This is a genomic window from Nocardioides sp. L-11A (assembly GCA_029961745.1).
GTDB lineage: Bacteria > Actinomycetota > Actinomycetes > Propionibacteriales > Nocardioidaceae > Nocardioides.
In genome coordinates this window covers 778211-795950 of record CP124680.1, presented here as the reverse complement: position 1 = coordinate 795950, position 17740 = coordinate 778211, and the positions used below count along the sequence as shown (strand labels likewise).

At 71.5% G+C, this 17740-nt stretch carries 19 protein-coding genes; 10 read left to right on the top strand and 9 right to left on the bottom strand.

All coding sequences use genetic code 11. The features are described from left to right. Positions 1 to 61: 61 nt before the first annotated feature. Together QJ852_03635 and QJ852_03630 are read right to left on the bottom strand one after the other, a co-directional pair. Complete coding sequence (locus QJ852_03635; GenBank protein ID WGX97534.1) at positions 62 to 730, bottom strand: response regulator transcription factor; 669 nt, start codon at positions 728 to 730, stop codon at positions 62 to 64. Then, on the bottom strand, positions 727 to 1686 hold the full coding sequence (locus QJ852_03630) for a sensor histidine kinase (protein ID WGX97533.1): 960 nt from the start codon (positions 1684 to 1686) through the stop codon (positions 727 to 729). The genes QJ852_03635 and QJ852_03630 overlap by 4 nt, the downstream gene beginning before the upstream one ends. 114 nt (positions 1687 to 1800) lie before the next feature. Between QJ852_03630 and QJ852_03625 the strand changes: the two genes are divergently transcribed. The 3 genes from QJ852_03625 to QJ852_03615 are packed head-to-tail and all read left to right on the top strand — an operon-like array spanning position 1801 to position 4011. Beyond that, positions 1801 to 2247 carry a hypothetical protein gene (locus QJ852_03625; GenBank protein ID WGX97532.1) on the top strand — a complete coding sequence of 149 codons (447 nt, stop codon included), beginning with the start codon at positions 1801 to 1803 and terminating at the stop codon, positions 2245 to 2247. Further along, positions 2234 to 2719, top strand: a complete 486-nt coding sequence (locus QJ852_03620) for a TrkA C-terminal domain-containing protein (GenBank protein WGX97531.1) — start codon at positions 2234 to 2236, stop codon at positions 2717 to 2719. Before QJ852_03625 ends, QJ852_03620 begins: the two co-directional genes overlap by 14 nt. Further along, positions 2719 to 4011, top strand: coding sequence for an ArsB/NhaD family transporter (locus QJ852_03615; GenBank protein WGX99524.1), 1293 nt, complete (start codon positions 2719 to 2721; stop codon positions 4009 to 4011). Before QJ852_03620 ends, QJ852_03615 begins: the two co-directional genes overlap by 1 nt. A 114-nt stretch (positions 4012 to 4125) precedes the next feature. Here the strand turns inward: QJ852_03615 and QJ852_03610 are convergent, their stop codons facing one another. Further along, positions 4126 to 4314, bottom strand: a complete 189-nt coding sequence (locus QJ852_03610) for a DUF1918 domain-containing protein (protein ID WGX97530.1) — start codon at positions 4312 to 4314, stop codon at positions 4126 to 4128. Positions 4315 to 4534: 220 nt separating this feature from the next. Between QJ852_03610 and QJ852_03605 the strand changes: the two genes are divergently transcribed. The 5 genes from QJ852_03605 (at position 4535) to QJ852_03585 (ending at position 8701) form a co-directional block, all read left to right on the top strand. Then, complete coding sequence (locus tag QJ852_03605) at positions 4535 to 5128, top strand: DUF1992 domain-containing protein (GenBank protein WGX97529.1); 594 nt, start codon at positions 4535 to 4537, stop codon at positions 5126 to 5128. 68 nt (positions 5129 to 5196) lie between these two features. Then, positions 5197 to 6288, top strand: a complete 1092-nt coding sequence (locus QJ852_03600) for a CoA ester lyase (protein WGX97528.1) — start codon at positions 5197 to 5199, stop codon at positions 6286 to 6288. After that, a complete protein-coding gene (locus QJ852_03595) occupies positions 6288 to 7163 on the top strand; it encodes a CoA ester lyase (GenBank protein WGX97527.1) in 876 nt (291 codons plus the stop codon). The genes QJ852_03600 and QJ852_03595 overlap by 1 nt, the downstream gene beginning before the upstream one ends. A gap of 153 nt (positions 7164 to 7316) precedes the next feature. Then, positions 7317 to 7646, top strand: a complete 330-nt coding sequence (locus QJ852_03590) for a PadR family transcriptional regulator (GenBank protein ID WGX97526.1) — start codon at positions 7317 to 7319, stop codon at positions 7644 to 7646. Continuing rightward, on the top strand, positions 7643 to 8701 hold the full coding sequence (locus QJ852_03585; protein ID WGX97525.1) for a hypothetical protein: 1059 nt from the start codon (positions 7643 to 7645) through the stop codon (positions 8699 to 8701). The genes QJ852_03590 and QJ852_03585 overlap by 4 nt, the downstream gene beginning before the upstream one ends. Here the strand turns inward: QJ852_03585 and QJ852_03580 are convergent, their stop codons facing one another. Continuing rightward, complete coding sequence (locus tag QJ852_03580; protein WGX97524.1) at positions 8702 to 9886, bottom strand: helix-turn-helix domain-containing protein; 1185 nt, start codon at positions 9884 to 9886, stop codon at positions 8702 to 8704. A gap of 95 nt (positions 9887 to 9981) precedes the next feature. Between QJ852_03580 and QJ852_03575 the strand changes: the two genes are divergently transcribed. After that, positions 9982 to 11136, top strand: coding sequence for a ferredoxin reductase (locus QJ852_03575; protein ID WGX97523.1), 1155 nt, complete (start codon positions 9982 to 9984; stop codon positions 11134 to 11136). A 75-nt stretch (positions 11137 to 11211) separates the two neighbouring features. Further along, positions 11212 to 12453: an acyl-CoA desaturase gene (locus QJ852_03570; GenBank protein ID WGX97522.1), complete on the top strand. Its 1242-nt coding sequence runs from the start codon at positions 11212 to 11214 to the stop codon at positions 12451 to 12453. 24 nt (positions 12454 to 12477) lie between these two features. Here QJ852_03570 and QJ852_03565 read toward each other — a convergent pair whose 3' ends face one another. The 5 genes from QJ852_03565 to QJ852_03545 all read right to left on the bottom strand — a co-directional run bounded on the left by QJ852_03565 (position 12478) and on the right by QJ852_03545 (position 17696). Next, positions 12478 to 12954: a hypothetical protein gene (locus QJ852_03565; GenBank protein ID WGX97521.1), complete on the bottom strand. Its 477-nt coding sequence runs from the start codon at positions 12952 to 12954 to the stop codon at positions 12478 to 12480. Further along, complete coding sequence (locus QJ852_03560) at positions 12951 to 14255, bottom strand: amidohydrolase (protein ID WGX97520.1); 1305 nt, start codon at positions 14253 to 14255, stop codon at positions 12951 to 12953. The genes QJ852_03565 and QJ852_03560 overlap by 4 nt, the downstream gene beginning before the upstream one ends. 37 nt (positions 14256 to 14292) lie before the next feature. Further along, positions 14293 to 15312 (bottom strand): alcohol dehydrogenase catalytic domain-containing protein, encoded by a 1020-nt coding sequence (locus tag QJ852_03555; protein ID WGX97519.1) that lies wholly within the window; start codon positions 15310 to 15312, stop codon positions 14293 to 14295. A gap of 29 nt (positions 15313 to 15341) precedes the next feature. After that, a complete protein-coding gene (locus QJ852_03550) occupies positions 15342 to 16817 on the bottom strand; it encodes an aldehyde dehydrogenase family protein (protein ID WGX97518.1) in 1476 nt (491 codons plus the stop codon). Between the two features lie 198 nt (positions 16818 to 17015). After that, entirely contained in the window at positions 17016 to 17696 is a 681-nt protein-coding gene (locus tag QJ852_03545; GenBank protein WGX97517.1) for a GntR family transcriptional regulator, read from the bottom strand. Positions 17697 to 17740 lie beyond the last annotated feature (44 nt).

The window sequence follows — 17740 nt, the reverse complement described above, 5'->3', positions numbered from 1 at the left end:
CGGGCGTTGCAACGCCCGACAAGTGACAGAACAACCGGTCGACCGGTTGTTCCGACACGACTCACGGCTCCACGAGACCGGCCCGGATGGCGTAGCGGGTCAGCTGCGTGCGGTCGCTCATCCCCAGCCGGGCGAGGATGTTGGAGCGGTGCTTCTCGACCGTCTTGACGCTGATCGAGAGCAGCCGGGCGATCTCGCGCGACGACCGGCCCTCCGCGATGAGCTTGAGCACCTCGTCCTCACGCGGGGTGAGCACCGTCTCCGGCACCCGCTCGCCGCGGGCCAGCCGGTCGAGGTAGTCGCGCACGATGGCGCCCATCGCCCCGGGGTAGACGAACGCCTCGTCGCGCATGGCGGCCCGGCACGCCTCGACCAGGTCCTCGTCGACCACCGACTTGAGCACGTAGCCGCTGGCGCCGAGCTTGAGCGCCTCGAAGAAGTACTGCTCGTTGTCGTGCATCGAGAGCATCAGGATCCGCGGCGGCTCCCGGCGCCGGTTGATCTCCCGGGCGGCCTGCAGCCCGGTCATCGTGGGCATCGCGATGTCGAGGACGACGAGGTCGACGTCGTGCTCGCGCAGCAGCGCCACGGCCTCGGCCCCGTCGGACGCCTCGGCCACGACCTCGATGTCGGGCTGCTGCTCGAGGATCAGCCGGACCCCGTGCCGGACCAGCGCATGGTCGTCGGCCAGCAGCACCCGGATCCGGCGACCCGTGACGAGGGCGCTCATGCCGGCACCCGCAGCCGCACCGTCGTCCCCTGCCCCGACGAGACGACCTCCACCGACCCGGTCACCAGGTCCGCCCGGTCGCGCATGCCCGCGATGCCGGTCCCGTTGCCCCGGCCGCCGGCGGGGGGCAGTCCCTGCCCGTCGTCGACGACCTCCAGCACCACCTCGTCGCCCAACCGCAGCAGGGACAGCTCGACCCGGGACGCGCCGGCGTGCCGGACGACATTGGTCAACGCCTCCTGCGCGACCCGGTAGATCACGATCTCGGCCTGGGGGCTGAGATCGGGCAGCCCCGGCCCGAAGGTACGCCGCACCGCGGGCCCGCCGTACCGCGCGACGTCGGTCGCCAACGACGCCAGCGCCGCCTGGAGGCCGAGGTCGTCGAGGACGCCGGGGCGCAGCTCGCGGGCCACCCGGCGTACGTCGTCCAGGCCGGCGCGGGCGCTCTCGCGGACCGCCGCGAGCTCGTCGCGCAGGTCCGGGGGCGCCTGCTCCTCGAGCCGCTTGAGGCCCAGCAGTACGACGGTCAGGCTCTGGCCCACCTGGTCGTGCAGCTCCTGGGCGATCCGGTGCCGCTCGGCCTCCTGCGCCGCGAGCGCCTGGGCGCTGCTGGCGCGGCGCTCGTCGTCGAGCCGCTCGAGCATGGCGTGGTAGCTGCGCACGAGCTGGGCGCCCGGTCCCTCGCCGCCGGCGTCGAGACGCTGGCCGACCCCGCCGAGCCGCACCGTCGCCATCTCGTGGATGACCCGGTCGACCGGCGCCAGCGCCCGCCGCAGCAGCACCGCGGTGACCCCGAGAACCAGGGCCAGGCCGACCACGAGCACCACGGCCTCGGAGACCACGACCTGCCGGGAGACGCGGGCGGGTGAGAGCAGGAGCACCAGCAGGCTCGCGCACAGCACGGCGCCGTTGATCAGGGAGACCTTCCAGTAGAGGGAGGAGTTCGCGAGCCGCACGGTGTCCACCTTCGCCGACCGGGGCGCCGCGGACCAGCCACCACCCCTCACCGGCACCGAAAATGGGGGCTAGCACCCATACCGTGCCACGCTCCCGGCGACTTGGCTTGAGCCATGGCGTCCACCCTCTCCTCCTTGCGTCGCGCCCTCGGCCTGCGTTCCGGCAGGCGGCACGACGCTCCCCGCTCGCGCGGCGGTGACGCGCCGGGCCAGCCGGTGTTCGTGGTGCCGGTGACCGTCCGCGACCGCACCGACGACGACGCCGACATCCGCCTCCTGCTGGAGGCCAAGCTGTCCTCGGCCACCCTGCCGCGCGCGGAGGTCGACCGGATCGCGCTCGCGCTCGTCGTACCCGCTGCGGGCGCGTGGGTACGCCGCCAGCGGCTCGCCGCCCTGGAGGACTCCCTCGGCCCCCGCCTGCGCGAGGTCGAGGAGGGCGTGTGCCACCAGACCCGCGCGCTCGGCGCGGACCTGCTCTCCGTCGAGGTCGTGGCCGTCGAGCACCTCCTCGTGTCCCCGTCGGCCGACGCCGACCAGGGCGGTGAGCATGGGGACCGCTGAGCTGGAGCTGGCCGTCGCGGTCGGGATGCTCTGCGCGGCGCTGGGATTCGCGATCGGGCTCGCGGTGGGGCGCGGCAGGCAGCCGCGCTGGGCCGAGAAGGGCAGCTTCGTGCACAAGGTCTCGATCGGGTTCGCGACCCTCGACCGGATGGACGGCGTGCTGCTGCGCTTCGAGGTGGAGCCGGAGTCGAGGATGACCGGCGTCGAGGTCGGCGAGCTGCGCCTGCCGCCCGGCGCGGCGGTCTCGCTCATCACCCGCGGCAAGGACGCACTGGTGCCGTCCGGCCGCACGACCCTGCGCACCGGCGACCAGGTGCTGGTGGTCACCGCGCTCGGCAAGGTCGACGAGGTCGAGGAGCGGTTGCGCGCGGTGAGCCGGTACGGCCGGCTGGCCGGCTGGTACGAGTCGCTCGAGCCGCCGAACTCCGCGCGGGCGTTCGGCGTCCGGACCGCCGGGGAGAGTGCGGCGTGATCCTCACCTCCGCCGCCCTCTCCATCTTCATCGTCGCCTACGCCCTCATCGCCACCGAGCGGGTGCACCGCGTGGCGGCGGCGCTCGGCGGCGTGGCCGGCATGGTGGTGATCGGGCTCGTCGATGCGAACTCCGCCTTCTTCGACCACCACACGGGCATCGACTGGAACGTCATCTTCCTGCTCTTCGGGATGATGATCATCGTCGGCGTACTGAAGCAGACGGGCCTCTTCGAGTTCCTCGCGCTGTGGGCAGCACTCAAGTCCGGCGGTCGGCCCTACCGGCTGCTGGTGCTGCTCGTCCTGATCAGCGCCACGGTCGCCCCGATCCTCGACAACGTCACCTGCGTGCTGCTCGTGGCGCCCGTGACCATCTCGGTGTGTCGCCAGCTCAACCTGCCCTCGGCGCCGTACCTCATCGCGCTCATCCTCGCCTCCAACATCGGCGGTACGGCCACCCTGATCGGCGACCCGCCCAACATCATCATCGGCAGCCGGGCGGGCCTGAGCTTCCTCGACTTCCTCATCCACTCGCTGCCGCTGACGATCATCCTGCTGGTCGTCTTCGTGGTCATGGCCAAGTGGCTGTTCCGTCACGATCTGTCCCGGTCGGTCGATATGGGTGACGTCCTGGGCGACCTCCACCCGCGCGACGCGATCACCAACATGCGGATGCTGCGGCGCTGCCTGATCGTGCTGGGCCTGGTCATGGTCGCCTTCAGCCTCCACACCGTCCTGCACCTCGACCCGTCGGTGGTCGCGATGATGGGGGCCGGCGCCACGGTGCTGGTGTCGCGGACCGAGCCGGAGGAGTTCCTCGAGGAGGTCGAGTGGGGCACCCTCGCCTTCTTCATGGCGCTCTTCGTCCTGGTCGGCTCGCTCGTCCAGGTCGGCGTCATCGGCCGGATCAGCGAGCTCGCCGCCGAGGCGATGGGCGACCGCGAGCTGCTGGCCTCGACCGCGCTGCTCTTCGGCTCCGGGATCGTCGGCGCCTTCGTCGACAACATCCCCTACACCACGGCGACCGTCCCGATCGTCGAGGAGATGGTCGCGGCGACCGGGACGTCGGGCGCCGACAGTCCGCTGTGGTGGGCGTTCGTCTTCGGCGCCGACCTCGGCGGCAACGCGACGGCGGTCGCGGCCGGCGCCAATGTCGTCGTCCTCGGCATCGCCGCCAAGTCGGGCGAGCCGATCAGCTTCTGGAAGTTCACCAAGTACGGCCTCGTGACGACCGTGGTGACGCTGATCATCGCCTGGGTCTACGTCTACCTGCGCTACTTCCTGCTGGCCTAGTCGCGGCCCGGTCTGATCGTCGTACCGGACATTCCGGTCGTGTCTGCAGGAGATTCACGACCGGGATGTCCGGTACGACGCGCTCACCCAGCCCCAGGATCCGGACCCGGGCGCTCAGGGCTGCGCGGGTACGACGTGCGCATCCGGCCCCGGGAAGGCGAGCGACTCGTGCCCGTCCTCCCAGCGCACGAGGTAGGGCGGCCCGCCGTCCGGGCCGCGCACCTCGAGCACCTCCGCCTCGCGGCGGTGCATCGAGACCGTCCGCCCCTCGACGACCAGGCGGTCACCCACGCGCGCGTGCATGTCTCCACCATGCGCCTGACCCGGCGTCGGCACAAGGGCCGCCGGGTGGTCGGCTGCCGGAGGCGGCGGCCGGCATGTAACACGCTGTCCACCTGACTACCCGGCGGTTCTCAGCAGGATCCAGCCAGCTCGCACGGCGTGTCGTGCTGAAAGGCGGCGACCAGTCGGGCGGACAACGTGTTACTGCCCCGCCCGTACGCTGGGCCCCGAGGTGAGCGCGATGCCCGAGAGCGACGACCGGAACCAGGACCTGCCCGGGGACCGGCCCGCCTCCGCCGGGGAGGCCGACCAGTCGGACCGACCGGCCACCCGCCCGGTCCAGGACCCCCGGGCGGGGCAGGCCGCCGCCCGCGCCCGGATCGAGCAGCAGCAGAGCTGGGTCGACCTCCAGGTGCGCCAGGCGATGGAGCGCGGCGACTTCGACGACCTGCCCGGTGCGGGCAAGCCGATCGCCGACCTCGGCGCCACCCACGACCCGGACTGGTGGGTCAAGCGGCTCGTCGAGCGCGAGCAGATCACCGTGCTGCCCGCCGCACTCCAGCTCCGCAAGGACGACGCCGAGCTCGACACCGCCCTCGACCGGCTCGGCTCCGAGCACGAGGCGCGCGCGTTCGTCGAGGACTTCAACGCCCGGGTCCTCCGCGCCCGCTACACCCCGGTCGACGGCCCGCCGCTGATCACCATGCCCCGCGACGTCGACGCGACCCTGGCCGCGTGGCAGGAGCGCCGGGCGGCCCGGCGTACGACCGCGGTGGCCATGGAGCCCGCGCCGAGCCGCCACTGGTGGCGGCGCCGCTGGTCGCGGCGTCGCTGAGTGCCCCACCGTCTCGCGAGACATCCGTCATACCCGGAGGGCGTGACTCACGGGTAGGTTCAGCCGACGTGAGCCACAAGAGCGCCAAGGACTTCTTCCGACCGCTGGCGGTGGGTGCGCCCCAGCCGCTGCGCGAGATCCCCGCCCGGCCGAGCCGCGCGATCCACTTCTTCGATCCCAGCAACGAGAAGATGGCCGCGAAGATCCCGGCCATGGTCGGCACCGTCGACGTCCTCCTGGGCAACCTCGAGGACGCGATCAAGGCCGACAACAAGGTCGCTGCCCGTACGGGCCTCGTGAAGATCGCCCAGGAGACCGACTTCGGGCCCACCCAGCTCTGGACGCGCATCAACGCGCTCGACAGCCCGTGGGTGCTCGACGACCTCACCACCCTGGTGCCCGCGATCGGCGAGAAGCTCGACGTGATCATGGTCCCGAAGGTGCAGGGCGCCGAGGACATCCACTACGTCGACCGGATCCTCGCCCAGCTCGAGGCCAAGGCCGGCATCACCAAGCCGATCCTGATCCACGCGATCCTCGAGACCGCGCGCGGCGTGGCCAACGTGGAGGAGATCTGCGGCGCCTCGCCGCGCATGCAGGGCCTCTCCCTCGGCCCGGCCGACCTCGCGGCCGACCGCAAGATGAAGACGACCCGCGTCGGCGGCGGCCACCCCGGCTACCTCGTGCGCGAGGACGCTCCGCGGGGCGCGGACGGCCTGCCGGTCCTCGACGCGCAGCGCGCGATCTTCCAGCAGGACCTGTGGCACTACACGATCGCCAAGATGGTCGACGCGTGCGCGACCCACGGCATCTACCCCTACTACGGGCCGTTCGGCGACATCAAGGACACGGTCGCCTGCGAGGACCAGTTCCGCAACGCGTTCCTGCTCGGCTGCGTCGGCACCTGGTCGCTGCACCCGGTCCAGATCAAGATCGCGAACCGGGTCTTCTCCCCCTCGCCCGAGGACATCGCCCACGCCCGGCGTGTGGTCGCCGCGATGGGCGACGGCACCGGCGCGGTGATGATCGACGGGAAGATGGAGGACGACGCCTCCCTCAAGCAGTGCCTGGTCCTCGTCGAGCTCGCCGAGAAGCTGGCCGAGATCGACCCCGACCTCAAGGCCGTCTACGACGCCATCCCCGCCCCCGAGGAGGCCTGATGTCCGAGTTCAAGCCGCTGCGCTCCGTCCTCTACATGCCCAGCTCCAACGAGCGGGCGCTGGAGAAGGCGAAGACACTGCCCGCCGACGCGATCATCTTCGACCTCGAGGACGCCGTCGCGCCCGACGCCAAGCCGGCCGCCCGGGAGGCCGCCGCGGCCGCCGTCCGGTCCGGCGAGTACGGCGGGCGCCACCTGATCATCCGGGTCAACGGCATCGGCACCGAGTGGCACGTCGACGACATCCGGGCGGCCGCGGCGGCCGGGCCGGACGTCGTCCTCGTCCCGAAGGTGAACTCCGCCGACGAGGTCCGCCAGCTCGTCGCCGCCCTCGAGGCCGCCGGCGCACCGGAGCGGACCACGCTGTGGGCGATGGTCGAGACGCCGATCGGCATGCTCAACGCGCTCGCGATCGCGCAGGCCTCCGAGCGGCTCACCGGATTCGTGATGGGCACCAACGACCTGGTCAAGGAGCTGTACGCCGAGCACGTGCCCGGCCGCGCCCCCGTGATCACCGGCCTCGGCCTCGCCCTGCTCGCGGCCCGCGCCGCCGGCATCGTGATCATCGACGGCGTCTACAACGACGTGAAGGACATCGACGGCTTCCTCGCCGAGGTCGAGCAGGGCCGCCAGATGGGTTTCGACGGCAAGACCCTGATCCACCCCGGCCAGGTCGAGGGCGCGAACGCCGGCTTCGCCCCCGACGAGAAGGCCGTCGAGGATGCCCGCGGCCTGATCCGGGCGTGGGAGGACGCGCGCCGGTCGAGCGACACCGGCGTCGTCACCTACAACGGCAAGATGGTCGAGAGCCTCCACGTCGAGTCCGCGGAGCGCACGCTCGCGATCCACGAGGCGATCCAGGCGCTGCAGTCCTGACCGACCCGTCGCATCTGAACGTCCCAGAGGCACCGACCCGTCGCGTTTGAACGCGACGGGTCGGTGCGTTCTGGGGTCGGTCCGGGCCGGAGCGGCGCGCCGGACCATGTTGCTGCCGCACACTATTGCGCGAGCCGTAGTAGTGTGCGGCGCATGGACACCACCCAGCTCCTCCGCGGCGTGCTCGACCTCGCCGTCCTGGCGGTGGTCGAGCGCGAGGACGGCTACGGGTACGACGTCCTGCGCCGCCTGCGCGCCGGCGGCCTGGCCGAGGTCGGCGACGCCTCCGTGTACGGGACCCTGCGCCGCCTCTACGCCGCGGGCGCACTGACGTCGTACGTCGTGCCGTCCGACGAGGGCCCGCACCGCAAGTACTACGGCATCACGCCCGCGGGCCGCGACCAGCTCGCCCAGCAGGCCAAGGAGTGGGTCTCCTTCGCCGGCACCGTCACCTCCCTCCTCCCGACAGGAGCCTCGGCATGAGCACCGACCACACGCTGGCCCGCCCCGAGGTCACGGCCTTCGTCGAGGAGGTACGCCGCCACCTGGCCGACCTCGACGAGGAGACCCGCGACGACCTGGTCGGCGGGCTCGAGGCGGACCTGGCCGACCAGCTGGCCGACGGCACGCCGCTGGCCGACCCGGCGGCGTACGCCACCGAGCTGCGCGCGGCCGCGGGACTGCCCGAGCGGGTACGCCGGCGCCGCCGGATCGACACCAGCGGCTGGCCGCGGACGCCTGGCGAGCTGCTCGACCGCAGCCGGGATGCCTTCCTCGACCGGGCGACGGACCCACGGATCCGCCCCGCCTGGGACCTGCTCGTGACGCTGCGTCCGGCGTGGTGGGTCGCGCGCGCCTGGGTCGCGGTCACGCTCGTCGACGTGGCGGCGGGCGGCTGGGAGGCGATCAGCCTGATCCCGACCCTCGTCGTGCCCGGGCTCGGCGCCCTGCTGCTGCTCGTCGCGATCGTGCTCAGCGTGCTCATCGGCACCGGCCGACTCTGGCCCGGCTCCGGACCCGACCGCCCGATCGCCAAGCGAGCGATCCTGCTGGCGGCCAACACCGCCGCCGTGCTCATCCCACTGACCTGGAACCTGCCGTGGCCGTCGTACCTCAGCTACGACCAGTACGGCGACGACGGCTACGCGCAGGGCTGGTCCGACGCCACCCGCCAGGGCCTGCTCAACCACGGCGAGCCGGTGACCGACATCTTCGCGTACGACGCCGCCGGCCAGCCGATCCCGCTGGTCCAGCTCGTCGACCAGGACGGCCGGCCGCTCGACATCGCGCCCGGCGCCGCCGTCCGGTGGGACGACCGCAGCGGCGAGCCGATCGTCGCCTGCCCGGCCCGCAACGGGGACGCGCCGGTCCGCAACGCCTTCCCGTTCGCTCGGCTCGCACCGGGGTCGGGTGGACCGTGCACCCCCGAGCGTGCCCTGGCCGCCTTCGCGCCGAGCTTCCCGCTGGCGACCCTGCCGCCGGTCGCGCCCGCGTGGCCCGCGCCCGCCGAGCCGGTCACGCCGGTGCCGACCGACTGATCAGCGCTCCTCGACGCCCAGCGCGATGGTCAGCGCGAGGACGGTGTCCGGCTCCTCCAGCCGGTCGCCGTACAGGTCGCGGACCTGGGTCATCCGGTAGCGGATCGTCTGCGGGTGCACAAACAGCGCGGCCGCCACGTCGTCGCGCCGCCCCTGGTGGAGCAGCCAGGCGCGCAGCGTCTCGCGCAGCTTCGCCGCGGTGGCCGGGCGCAGCGCGTCGAGCGGCGCGAGCACCCGGGTGCGGAGGTCGTCGAGCGCGGCCGGGTCGGCGGTGAGAACCAGTCGCGGCAGGTGCGCCTCGGTGTCACCGGCCAGGCCGAGGTCGCGGGCCCGCACCGCCCGGTCGTACGACGAGCGCACCTCCAGCCACGCACGCGGGGGACCGACGACGCAGTCGCGCCCCTGCACCGAGCGCAGCAGGGTCGGTCGCCGGCGATCGTGGGCGTCGGGGACGAGCAGCAGCGCGGCGCCGTCGAGCTCGGGCAGGTCGCTGGCCTGGATCGTGCCGCGGCGCAGGGACTGCTGCAGCGCGCCGGCCTGGGACTCGGGGACGATGACGGCGGTCAGGGTCGCCGGCGGCGTCCACTCCGCGCGCTCGGCGGCGGCCAGGACGCTCGCCTCGGGAGCACCGGTGAGGAGCTGGCGGGCGAGGCGCTCCATCATCCGCTGGCGGACCCGGCCCTCGGTCGCGGTCTCGTCCTGGTGTCCCGCGACGCACGCCGCGGACAGCTCGTCGATGTAGGCGAAGACCAGGGCGGCGAAGGAGGCCATCGTGGCCGGCTCCATGCCCTCCTCGACCGCACGCGCGGAGAGCCGCTGCCAGCACACCCGGGCACCGATCCGGAACGCGGAGAGCAGCGCGTCGGTGCTGCGTCCGCTGCGCGCCTCGCCCCGGCCGAGCTGGTAGGCGCCGTCGACGGCCGAGGCGCGCGGAGCGAGCGCGTCGGGCCCGCGCCGGTCGCTGGTCAGTGAGAGGAAGCCGCCGAGCGCGACCTGGACGGCACCCCGGATGGTCTCGCCCATCGGGCCGCCGAAGGCGTCCTCGTAGGCCGGCACGTCGCGGATGATCTGGTCGACGACGTCGTCGGCGACGGCCGCGAGCTCGGCCCGGATCGCCGACACCGTGGCCGGCGGGAGCAGGACCCGCTCGTCGGTCCCGGCCTGGCGCAGCACCCGACGTGACATCGCGACCCTTTCTTTGTCTTCTCTGAACAAAACCGGGGAGTAGATTCACCGGCTGAGGTCATGAGTTTAGCCTTCCCGGCTGGGACTCTTGAGATGTGAGTACGACGACCGCCGCCCCCGACGCGGCCGCCCGGACCGGCCGCCTCCGCACCGGCCTCCGCTCGCTCCTCGACGCGGCCGTGACGCCGCTCAGCGTCGACGACCTGCTCGACCACTTCGCCCCCCTCCGCGCCGGCGCCGCGACCGGCCTCCAGGGCCGGATCGTCTCCGTCGAGAAGGAGACCGCCGACGCCGCGACCCTGGTGATCAGACCCGGCCGCGACTGGGCCGGGCACATCCCCGGGCAGTACGTCCGCGTCGGCGTCGACGTCGACGGCACGCGCCTGTGGCGCACCTACTCCCTGACCCACGGCCCCCGCCGTGACGGGCACATCTCGATCACGGTCAAGGCGATCCCCGACGGCGCCGTGTCCCAGCACCTGGTCCACGGCGCACGGGCCGGCCAGATGCTCCACCTGGCCCAGGCCGAGGGCGACTTCGTGCTCACGCCGCCGCGGTCCGGGCGTCGCCAGAAGCTGCTGCTCGTCACCGCCGGCTCCGGCATCACCCCGGTCATCGGCATGCTGCGCAACCTCTACTCGCGCAACGAGTCCGCTCATGACACGGCGACGGCGGCGTACGACATCGTGCTCGTGCACTCCGCGATGAAGCGCGACGAGGTCATCTTCGGCGCCGAGCTGCGCGCCCACGCCGAGGCCGGCCGGCTGCGCCTGATCGAGCGGCACACCGACACCGACGGCCTGCTCACCACCGACGACCTCGAGACCGAGGTCCCCGACCTGGCCGAGCGCACGGCGTACGCCTGCGGTCCGGCGGGGCTGCTCGACACGCTCGAGGCGTTCTACGACCAGCGCCGGATGACGCTGCACACCGAGCGCTTCCGCCCGACCGTCGTCGACGTCGCCGCCGAGGGCGGCACGCTGACCTTCGCCGGGAGCGCCGCCACGACCGTCGAGACCGACGGCTCCGTCCCGATCCTCGACGCAGCCGAGTCGGCCGGCGTCCTCATGCCGAGTGGCTGCCGAATGGGCATCTGCATGGGCTGCGTGCTGCCCATGAAGTCCGGCGCGGTGCGCGACCTGCGCAACGGCGAGCTCACCGTCGCCGTCCCCGGCGAGACCCACCCCGACGGCGTGAAGATCCAGACCTGCATCAGCGCCGCCGCCGGCGACTGCACCCTCGACCACTGACCCGTCGCATCTGTACACCTGAATCACGCCGACCCGTCGCGTTCAAACGCGACGGGTCACCGAGAAGGAGCCCCCATGACGACGATCACCAACAAGCCCGAGAACCCCACCGCCCACCTGTCCCCCGAGCAGATCGAGGAGCTCGGCGCCGAGCTCGACGCGATCCGCCAGGAGATCCTCGACGCGCGCGGCGAGGAGGACGCGGCGTACATCCGCAGGATGGTCGACGTGCAGCGCAAGCTCGAGCTGGGCTCGCGCGCGGTGCTCCTCGTCAGCGCGTTCCCGCCGGCGTGGCTGCTCGGCACCGCCGGCCTCTCGGTCGCCAAGATCCTCGAGAACATGGAGATCGGCCACAACGTCATGCACGGCCAGTGGGACTGGATGCGCGACCCGAAGATCCACTCGACCACCTGGGAGTGGGACAACGCCTCCACCGCCGAGGGCTGGAAGCACTCGCACAACGAGGTCCACCACACCTACACGAATATCGTCGGCAAGGACAACGACCTCGGCTACGGCATCATGCGCGTCGACGAGGAGCAGCGCTGGTACCCGCTCTACCTCGCGCAGCCGCTGTGGAACTTCATCAACGCCTGCTTCTTCGAGTACGGCATCGCGGCGTACGACCTCGAGCTCGGCCGCAACCTGCGCACCCCCAAGGAGAAGCGCAGCGAGGAGTTCAAGCGGAACCTCTCGAACACGCTCAAGAAGATCCGCAAGCAGGCGACCAAGGACTACGTCGTCAACCCGGCGCTCGCGCTGCCGACCGGCTCCTTCCTGCCGGCCCTCGCCGCGAACTTCACCGCCAACGTGATCCGCAACCTGTGGTCGCACTCCGTCATCATGTGCGGCCACTTCCCCGAGGGCGTCGAGACCTTCGAGCTGAAGTCGATCCCGGAGAAGGAGACCCGCGGCGAGTGGTACCTGCGCCAGATGCTGGGCTCCGCCAACATCTCCGGCTCGAAGCTGATGCACATCATGACCGGCAACCTGTCGCACCAGATCGAGCACCACCTCTTCCCCGACCTGCCCAGCAGCCGGTACGCCGAGGTGGCGCCGAAGGTGCGCGCCGTCTTCGACAAGTACGGCCTCAACTACCACGCGGCACCGCTCCCCCAGCAGGTCGGGAGCGCCTGGCACCGGGTGATCCGGCTGTCCTTCCCGAACGGCTGGCTCGCGACCACGAACGCGAAGAACCTGCCGAGCCAGCTCAAGCTGCTCTACGCAATGACCACGGCCGACAAGCGCAAGCGCCGCGTCATGCAGCGCCTGCTGGAGAGCGCCGCCGCCAAGAAGGACCTGGCCAAGGCCGCCTGAGCCGTCTGAGCCGGCTGAGCCGGCTCAGCCCACCGCAGGAGCAGTGGCTCGGCCGACCTCCCAGGCGAATCCCACCGTCGGCGCGTAGAGCCGGGCGAACAGCTCGGGGTCACGCAACGCCAGCCACTCCCGGAGACCGACGAATCCGGCGACCGTCCCGAGGTGGGGGAAGCGATCCCCCACCGCGGGGTCGGCGTCCTCGGCCGCACGCGCGGTGCTCGCCTCGTGCTCGGTGAGGCGATCTCCGAGCACCACCGGGACGGCGGCGCGGACGTGCTCGGTGTAGTCGGGCTCGCCGAACGCGAGTGAGCTGAGGAGCCGCGGATGGCCGCAGATCCATGCGGTCGTCCCCGTGATGCGCGCCAGCTCCTCCCAGTCCGCGAGCTCGAGCACCTCACCGAGGCACCAGCCCACCGCCGTCACGAGCACGTCGGGATCCAGGTCGTCGCGCCAGGGTTGCGTGGTCGACCGGCTCCCGTGACCGCCCGCGACGGCGGTCATGACCGGATGCGGTCCAGGACGCGGAGGAACGCCTCGTTGGCCTTCGCCAGGACCTCCTCCTGGTCCAGGTTCAGCAGTCGTCGCTCCCGCATCACGATCTGGCCGTCGATGATGCTGGAGTCGACGCAGCTCCCGTTGGCGCTGAAGACCAGGTGGGAGTAGAGGTGGTCGGGGTCGCCGTGGATCAACGGCGTGAACATCTCGTTGCGGAGGTCGAGCGTGATCACGTCGGCCTTGCGGCCCACGGCCAGCCGGCCCGTGTCGTGCTTGAGCGCGTCCGCGCCGTTCCGTGTCGCCATCCGGACGACGTCGGGCGCCTGCTGGAGGCTGGGGTCGACGCGCGCGGCGCGGTGCATGAGCGAGGCGAACTTCATCACCTCGAACGGATCCCGGCTGTTGTTGCACTCGGCCGCGTCGTGGCCCAGGCCGACGTTGATGCCGGCAGCGAGCATCTCCGGCAGTCGGGCGATCCCGTTGCCCAGCTTGGCGTTCGAGCTGGGGTTGTGGGAGATGTGCGTCCCGGTCTCGCGCATCAGCGCGATCTCCACGTCGGACAGCCACACGCAGTGGGCGGCGATGCAGTCGGGTCCGAGCAGGCCCGCCTCGTAGGCCACCTCCGTCGGGCGCTTGCCGAAGCGCTTGACGCTGTCCTGGACCTCGGTGAGCGACTCGTTGAGGTGGACGTGGATGCCGGTGCCCAGCTGGTCGGCCAGCGCCCGGGCGTCGCGCAGCAGGCCCGGGTCGGCGAGCGGGAGCCACTCGATCCCGACGTACACCTCGATCCTCCCGTCGCCCCAGCCGTGGACCTCGCGGTGAGCGGTGAGGTTGTCCTCCAGCGTGTCCAGGTCGTGCTCGTCGAGGGCGACGTCGTTGGAGAGCACCGCCCGGATGCCGATGTCGCGCGCGGCGCGGGCGAGGTCGGGCAGCCGCCGGTACATGTCGTTGACGGTGGTCACACCGGACCGGATCGACTCCATGTAGCTGGCGGCCGCTGCCCAGTAGGCAGCCTCCTCGTCGAGGTTGCGGATCAGGGGGTACCAGCAGGTATCGAGGTACTCCCACAACGGCAGATGATCGCTGTATCCCTTGCCGATCGCCGTGTGGTAGTGCAGATCGACCAGGCCGGGCATCACCAGCTGACCGGACGTGTCGAGCACGACGTCGCCGGGACCGGTCGGCGCGTCGCCCGCGCCCACCTGGACGATGCGGTCCTGCTCGATGACGACGTGGCCCTCGGGGTGCACGGACAGGTCGTCGTCCATGGTGAGGACGGTGCCGCCGTTGAGGACGATTCTGCTCATCGGAGCCTCCTAGGGGTGTGGGGTTCGGGGGTGTCTCTCACCAGACGAGGACGTTGCGGCCGTTGACCTCACGCCGCCGGAGGCGCTCCAGGCCGGTGCCGACCTCGTCGATGCCGTAGCGGGTGTCGATCTGGGCCGAGAGCTGTCCCCGGGCAGCCAGCGCGATCGCCGTCTCCAGGTCCTGCTTGGCCGCGGCGACCGAGCCCATCACCCGGACCTCCGAGAGGATGAGCTCGACGGGGTTGATCACCAAGTCCTCGCCGGTGTAGCCGATGATGACGGCGCTGCCGTGCCGACCGAGTCCGCGGATGCCGGCCAGCATGCTCGCACTGGTGCCGACCAGCTCGAAGAAGTGGTCCGCACCCAGTCCGTCGGTGGCGGCTCTGATCCGGTCGGCGACCGGCTCGTAGCCGGCGTCGTCGAGGACGATGACGTCGCTCGCCCCGGCCTCCCGGGCGAGCGTGGCCTTGGCGTCGGAGTCGGCGATCGCGATCACCCGGGCGCCCGCGGCCCGGGCGACCTGGATCACCATGAGCCCCACGCCGCCGACGCCGTCGACGACGACGGTGTCGTCGAGGGCGACCTCCGAGAGCCGCAGCGCGTGCACGGCCGTCATCCCGCTGCAGCTGAGGAGGGCCGCGTCCTCGAAGGTCACGTTGTCGGGCAGCTTGATCAGGTTGGCGGCCGGCACCGGGATCACGTCGCGGAAGGTGCCGTCCTGGGTGAAGCCGATCTGGCCACCGGGGTCGGCGCACACCTCCTCGCGGCCGGTGCGGCACCACAGGCAGTGCCCACAGCCGATGAAGTTGTAGATCGCGACCCGGTCGCCGACGGCGACCCCTGTGGTCCCCGGAGGCACGTAGCGCACCACGCCCGCGCCCTCGTGACCGAGGATGAAGGGATAGGCGGGCGGTTCGAGCATCTTGTCGAGGATGTGGAGCTCCGTGCCGCAGATGCCCGCGGCCCGGGCCTCGACCAGGACGAGGTCGCTCTCATCCGGCTCCGGCACCTGCTCGACGTCGAATGACCCGTCGGCGCTCATCACTACGGCTTTCATTGCTGTCCTTTCGCACGCATGGGTGGGGCTCAGTCGAGGTTGACCCAGACCGTCTTGGTCTGGAGGTAGTGGTCGAGGGCCTCCTCGCCGAGCTCCTTGCCGAAGCCGCTCATCTTGAAGCCCCCGAAGGGAACGGCCGGGTCGAAGTAGCCGTAGGTGTTGGCGTACACGGTGCCTGCGTGGATCGCGGCGGCGATCCGGTGCACCCGCGCCACGTCGCGGGTCCAGACGCCCGAGCAGAGACCGTACGACGTGTCGTTGGCCGCCGCGACCGCCTCCTCCTCGGTGGCGAACCTGCCGACCATCGCGACCGGGCCGAAGATCTCCTCCCGCATGATCCGCATGTCGGGGCGGACGTCGGTGAAGACGGTGGGCCGGACGAAGTTGCCGACCTCGGGAACCGCCGAGCCGGCGTCCGACGCGATGCTCGCGCCCTCCTCCAGGCCGGACCTGATGTAGCCGTTGACCCGCGCCTGCTGCTCCTCGCTCACGAGCGGCCCCATCGTCGTCCCGGGCTCGAGGCCCGATCCCAGGCGCACCTCCGCAACCCGCTCGACCAGCCGCTTCGTGAACTCGTCGTAGATGTCGTCGTGGACGTAGACGCGCGCGCCGGCGATGCAGCACTGGCCCTGGTTGAAGAAGACCGCGCCGAAGGTGCCCTCGACGGCCGCATCGAGGTCGGCGTCGGCGAACACCAGGCTCGGCGACTTGCCGCCGAGCTCCAGCGACACCTTCTTCATGTTGCCCTTCGCGGCCTCCATGATCTTCTGGCCGGTGGAGGTCTCGCCGGTGAAGGTGACCTTGTCGACGTCGCCGTGCGCGGCCAGGGGGGCGCCGGCCGAGGGGCCGAGGCCGGTCACGATGTTGACCACGCCGGGCGGGAAGCCGACCTCCGCGAGCACCTCGGCCAGCCGCAACGCCGCGAGCGGCGTCTGCTCCGCGGGCTTGAGCACGACGGTGTTGCCCGCGGCCAGCGACGGCCCCAGCTTGTAGCCGCACATGAGCAGCGGGAAGTTCCACGGGATGATGGCACCGACGACGCCGACGGGCTCGCGCCGGGTGTAGACATGGAAGTTCGCACCACCCATGGGCGCGATCGTGCGCCCCTCGATCCGGCTCACCGCACCCGCGTAGTACTTGAACAGCCCTGCCGTCAGCGGTACGTCGACAGCCAGCGACTCCGAGGTCGGCTTGCCGTTGTCGATGGCCTCGAGCTGGGCGAACTCCTCGGCGAGCTCCTCCAGGCGCGCGCCGAGCCGCCACAGCAGCTCGCCGCGCTGGGCGGCCGGCAGCGCGGCCCACGCCGGCAGCGCGGCGCGCGCGGCGGCGACGGCCGCGTCGACGTCCTCGGCGTTGGCCGAGGCGACGGTGGTCAGCAGCCGTCCCGTCGCCGGGTCGTGCACATCGATGCGTTCACTTCCGCGCGACGCGACGAACTCTCCCCCGATGAAGAGCCCGTGCTCTCGGGACGAGAAGGCCTCTACTGACTCGAGCAGTGCAACCATGGCGCATCCTCACATGTAATATCTGAGATCTGACATCCACCTTAGGTGGGCCATGTGATCTGCGTCAACGAATTGCGCGGAGCAGTCCCCGGTTCACCCGGCCCTGCTCGAGGGGACGCCGACGCGCCCGCCCGCTGTCCCGGATCCGACGATCCGGGACAGCGACGGGCGCGCTGCGCCGGCACCTCGCGAGGTGCCTCAGGCCTCCTCGGCGCGGAAGCTCCGCAACTGGTCGGTCATGACCGACCGCACATGGGCGCGCATCCGCTTCTCGGCCGCGGCGGCGTCGCGCTTCACGATGGCGGCGCAGATCTTCTCGTGCTCGCTCAGGGAATGCTCGATCCGCCCCGGGATGCCCACAGTGAGCCGACCGATCCGCCGCTGGTGTCCGTCGAGGTCGTGGATGATGTCGTTGATCCACTTGTTGTCGGACGCGGAATAGACCAGGCGGTCGAAGTTCTCGAAGAGCTCGATGACCTTCTCGAGCCGATCCTCCTCGACAGCACGACGGGTCTCCTCGACGTTGCGCTGGAGGTCGGCGCGCACCCGGTCGTCCTCGACCTCGGCGGCCCGCGCGGCACAGCGCCCCTCGAGCAGCTCGCGCACCTCGTACATCTCGCGGAGATCCCGCTTGCTGTAGCCGGCCACGACAGCGCCGCGGTAGGGGATCAGCTCGACGAAGCGGTCCTTCTGCAGGCGGACGAAGGCCTCGCGCACCGGGGTCTTGCTGACTCCCAGGGACGTCGAGATGTCGACCTCCCGCAGGGCCGCGCCGATGGCGTGGTCCCCGTCGATGATCGCGTTGCGGAGGTGCTCGTACACCCGGTCCTTCAGCTGGAGGTGGCGCAGCTCCCCGCCCACCCGTTCAGTCGTGCTCATCGTCGGCACCTCCTCGAGACCCTCGTCATCCGGACCGGCCACAG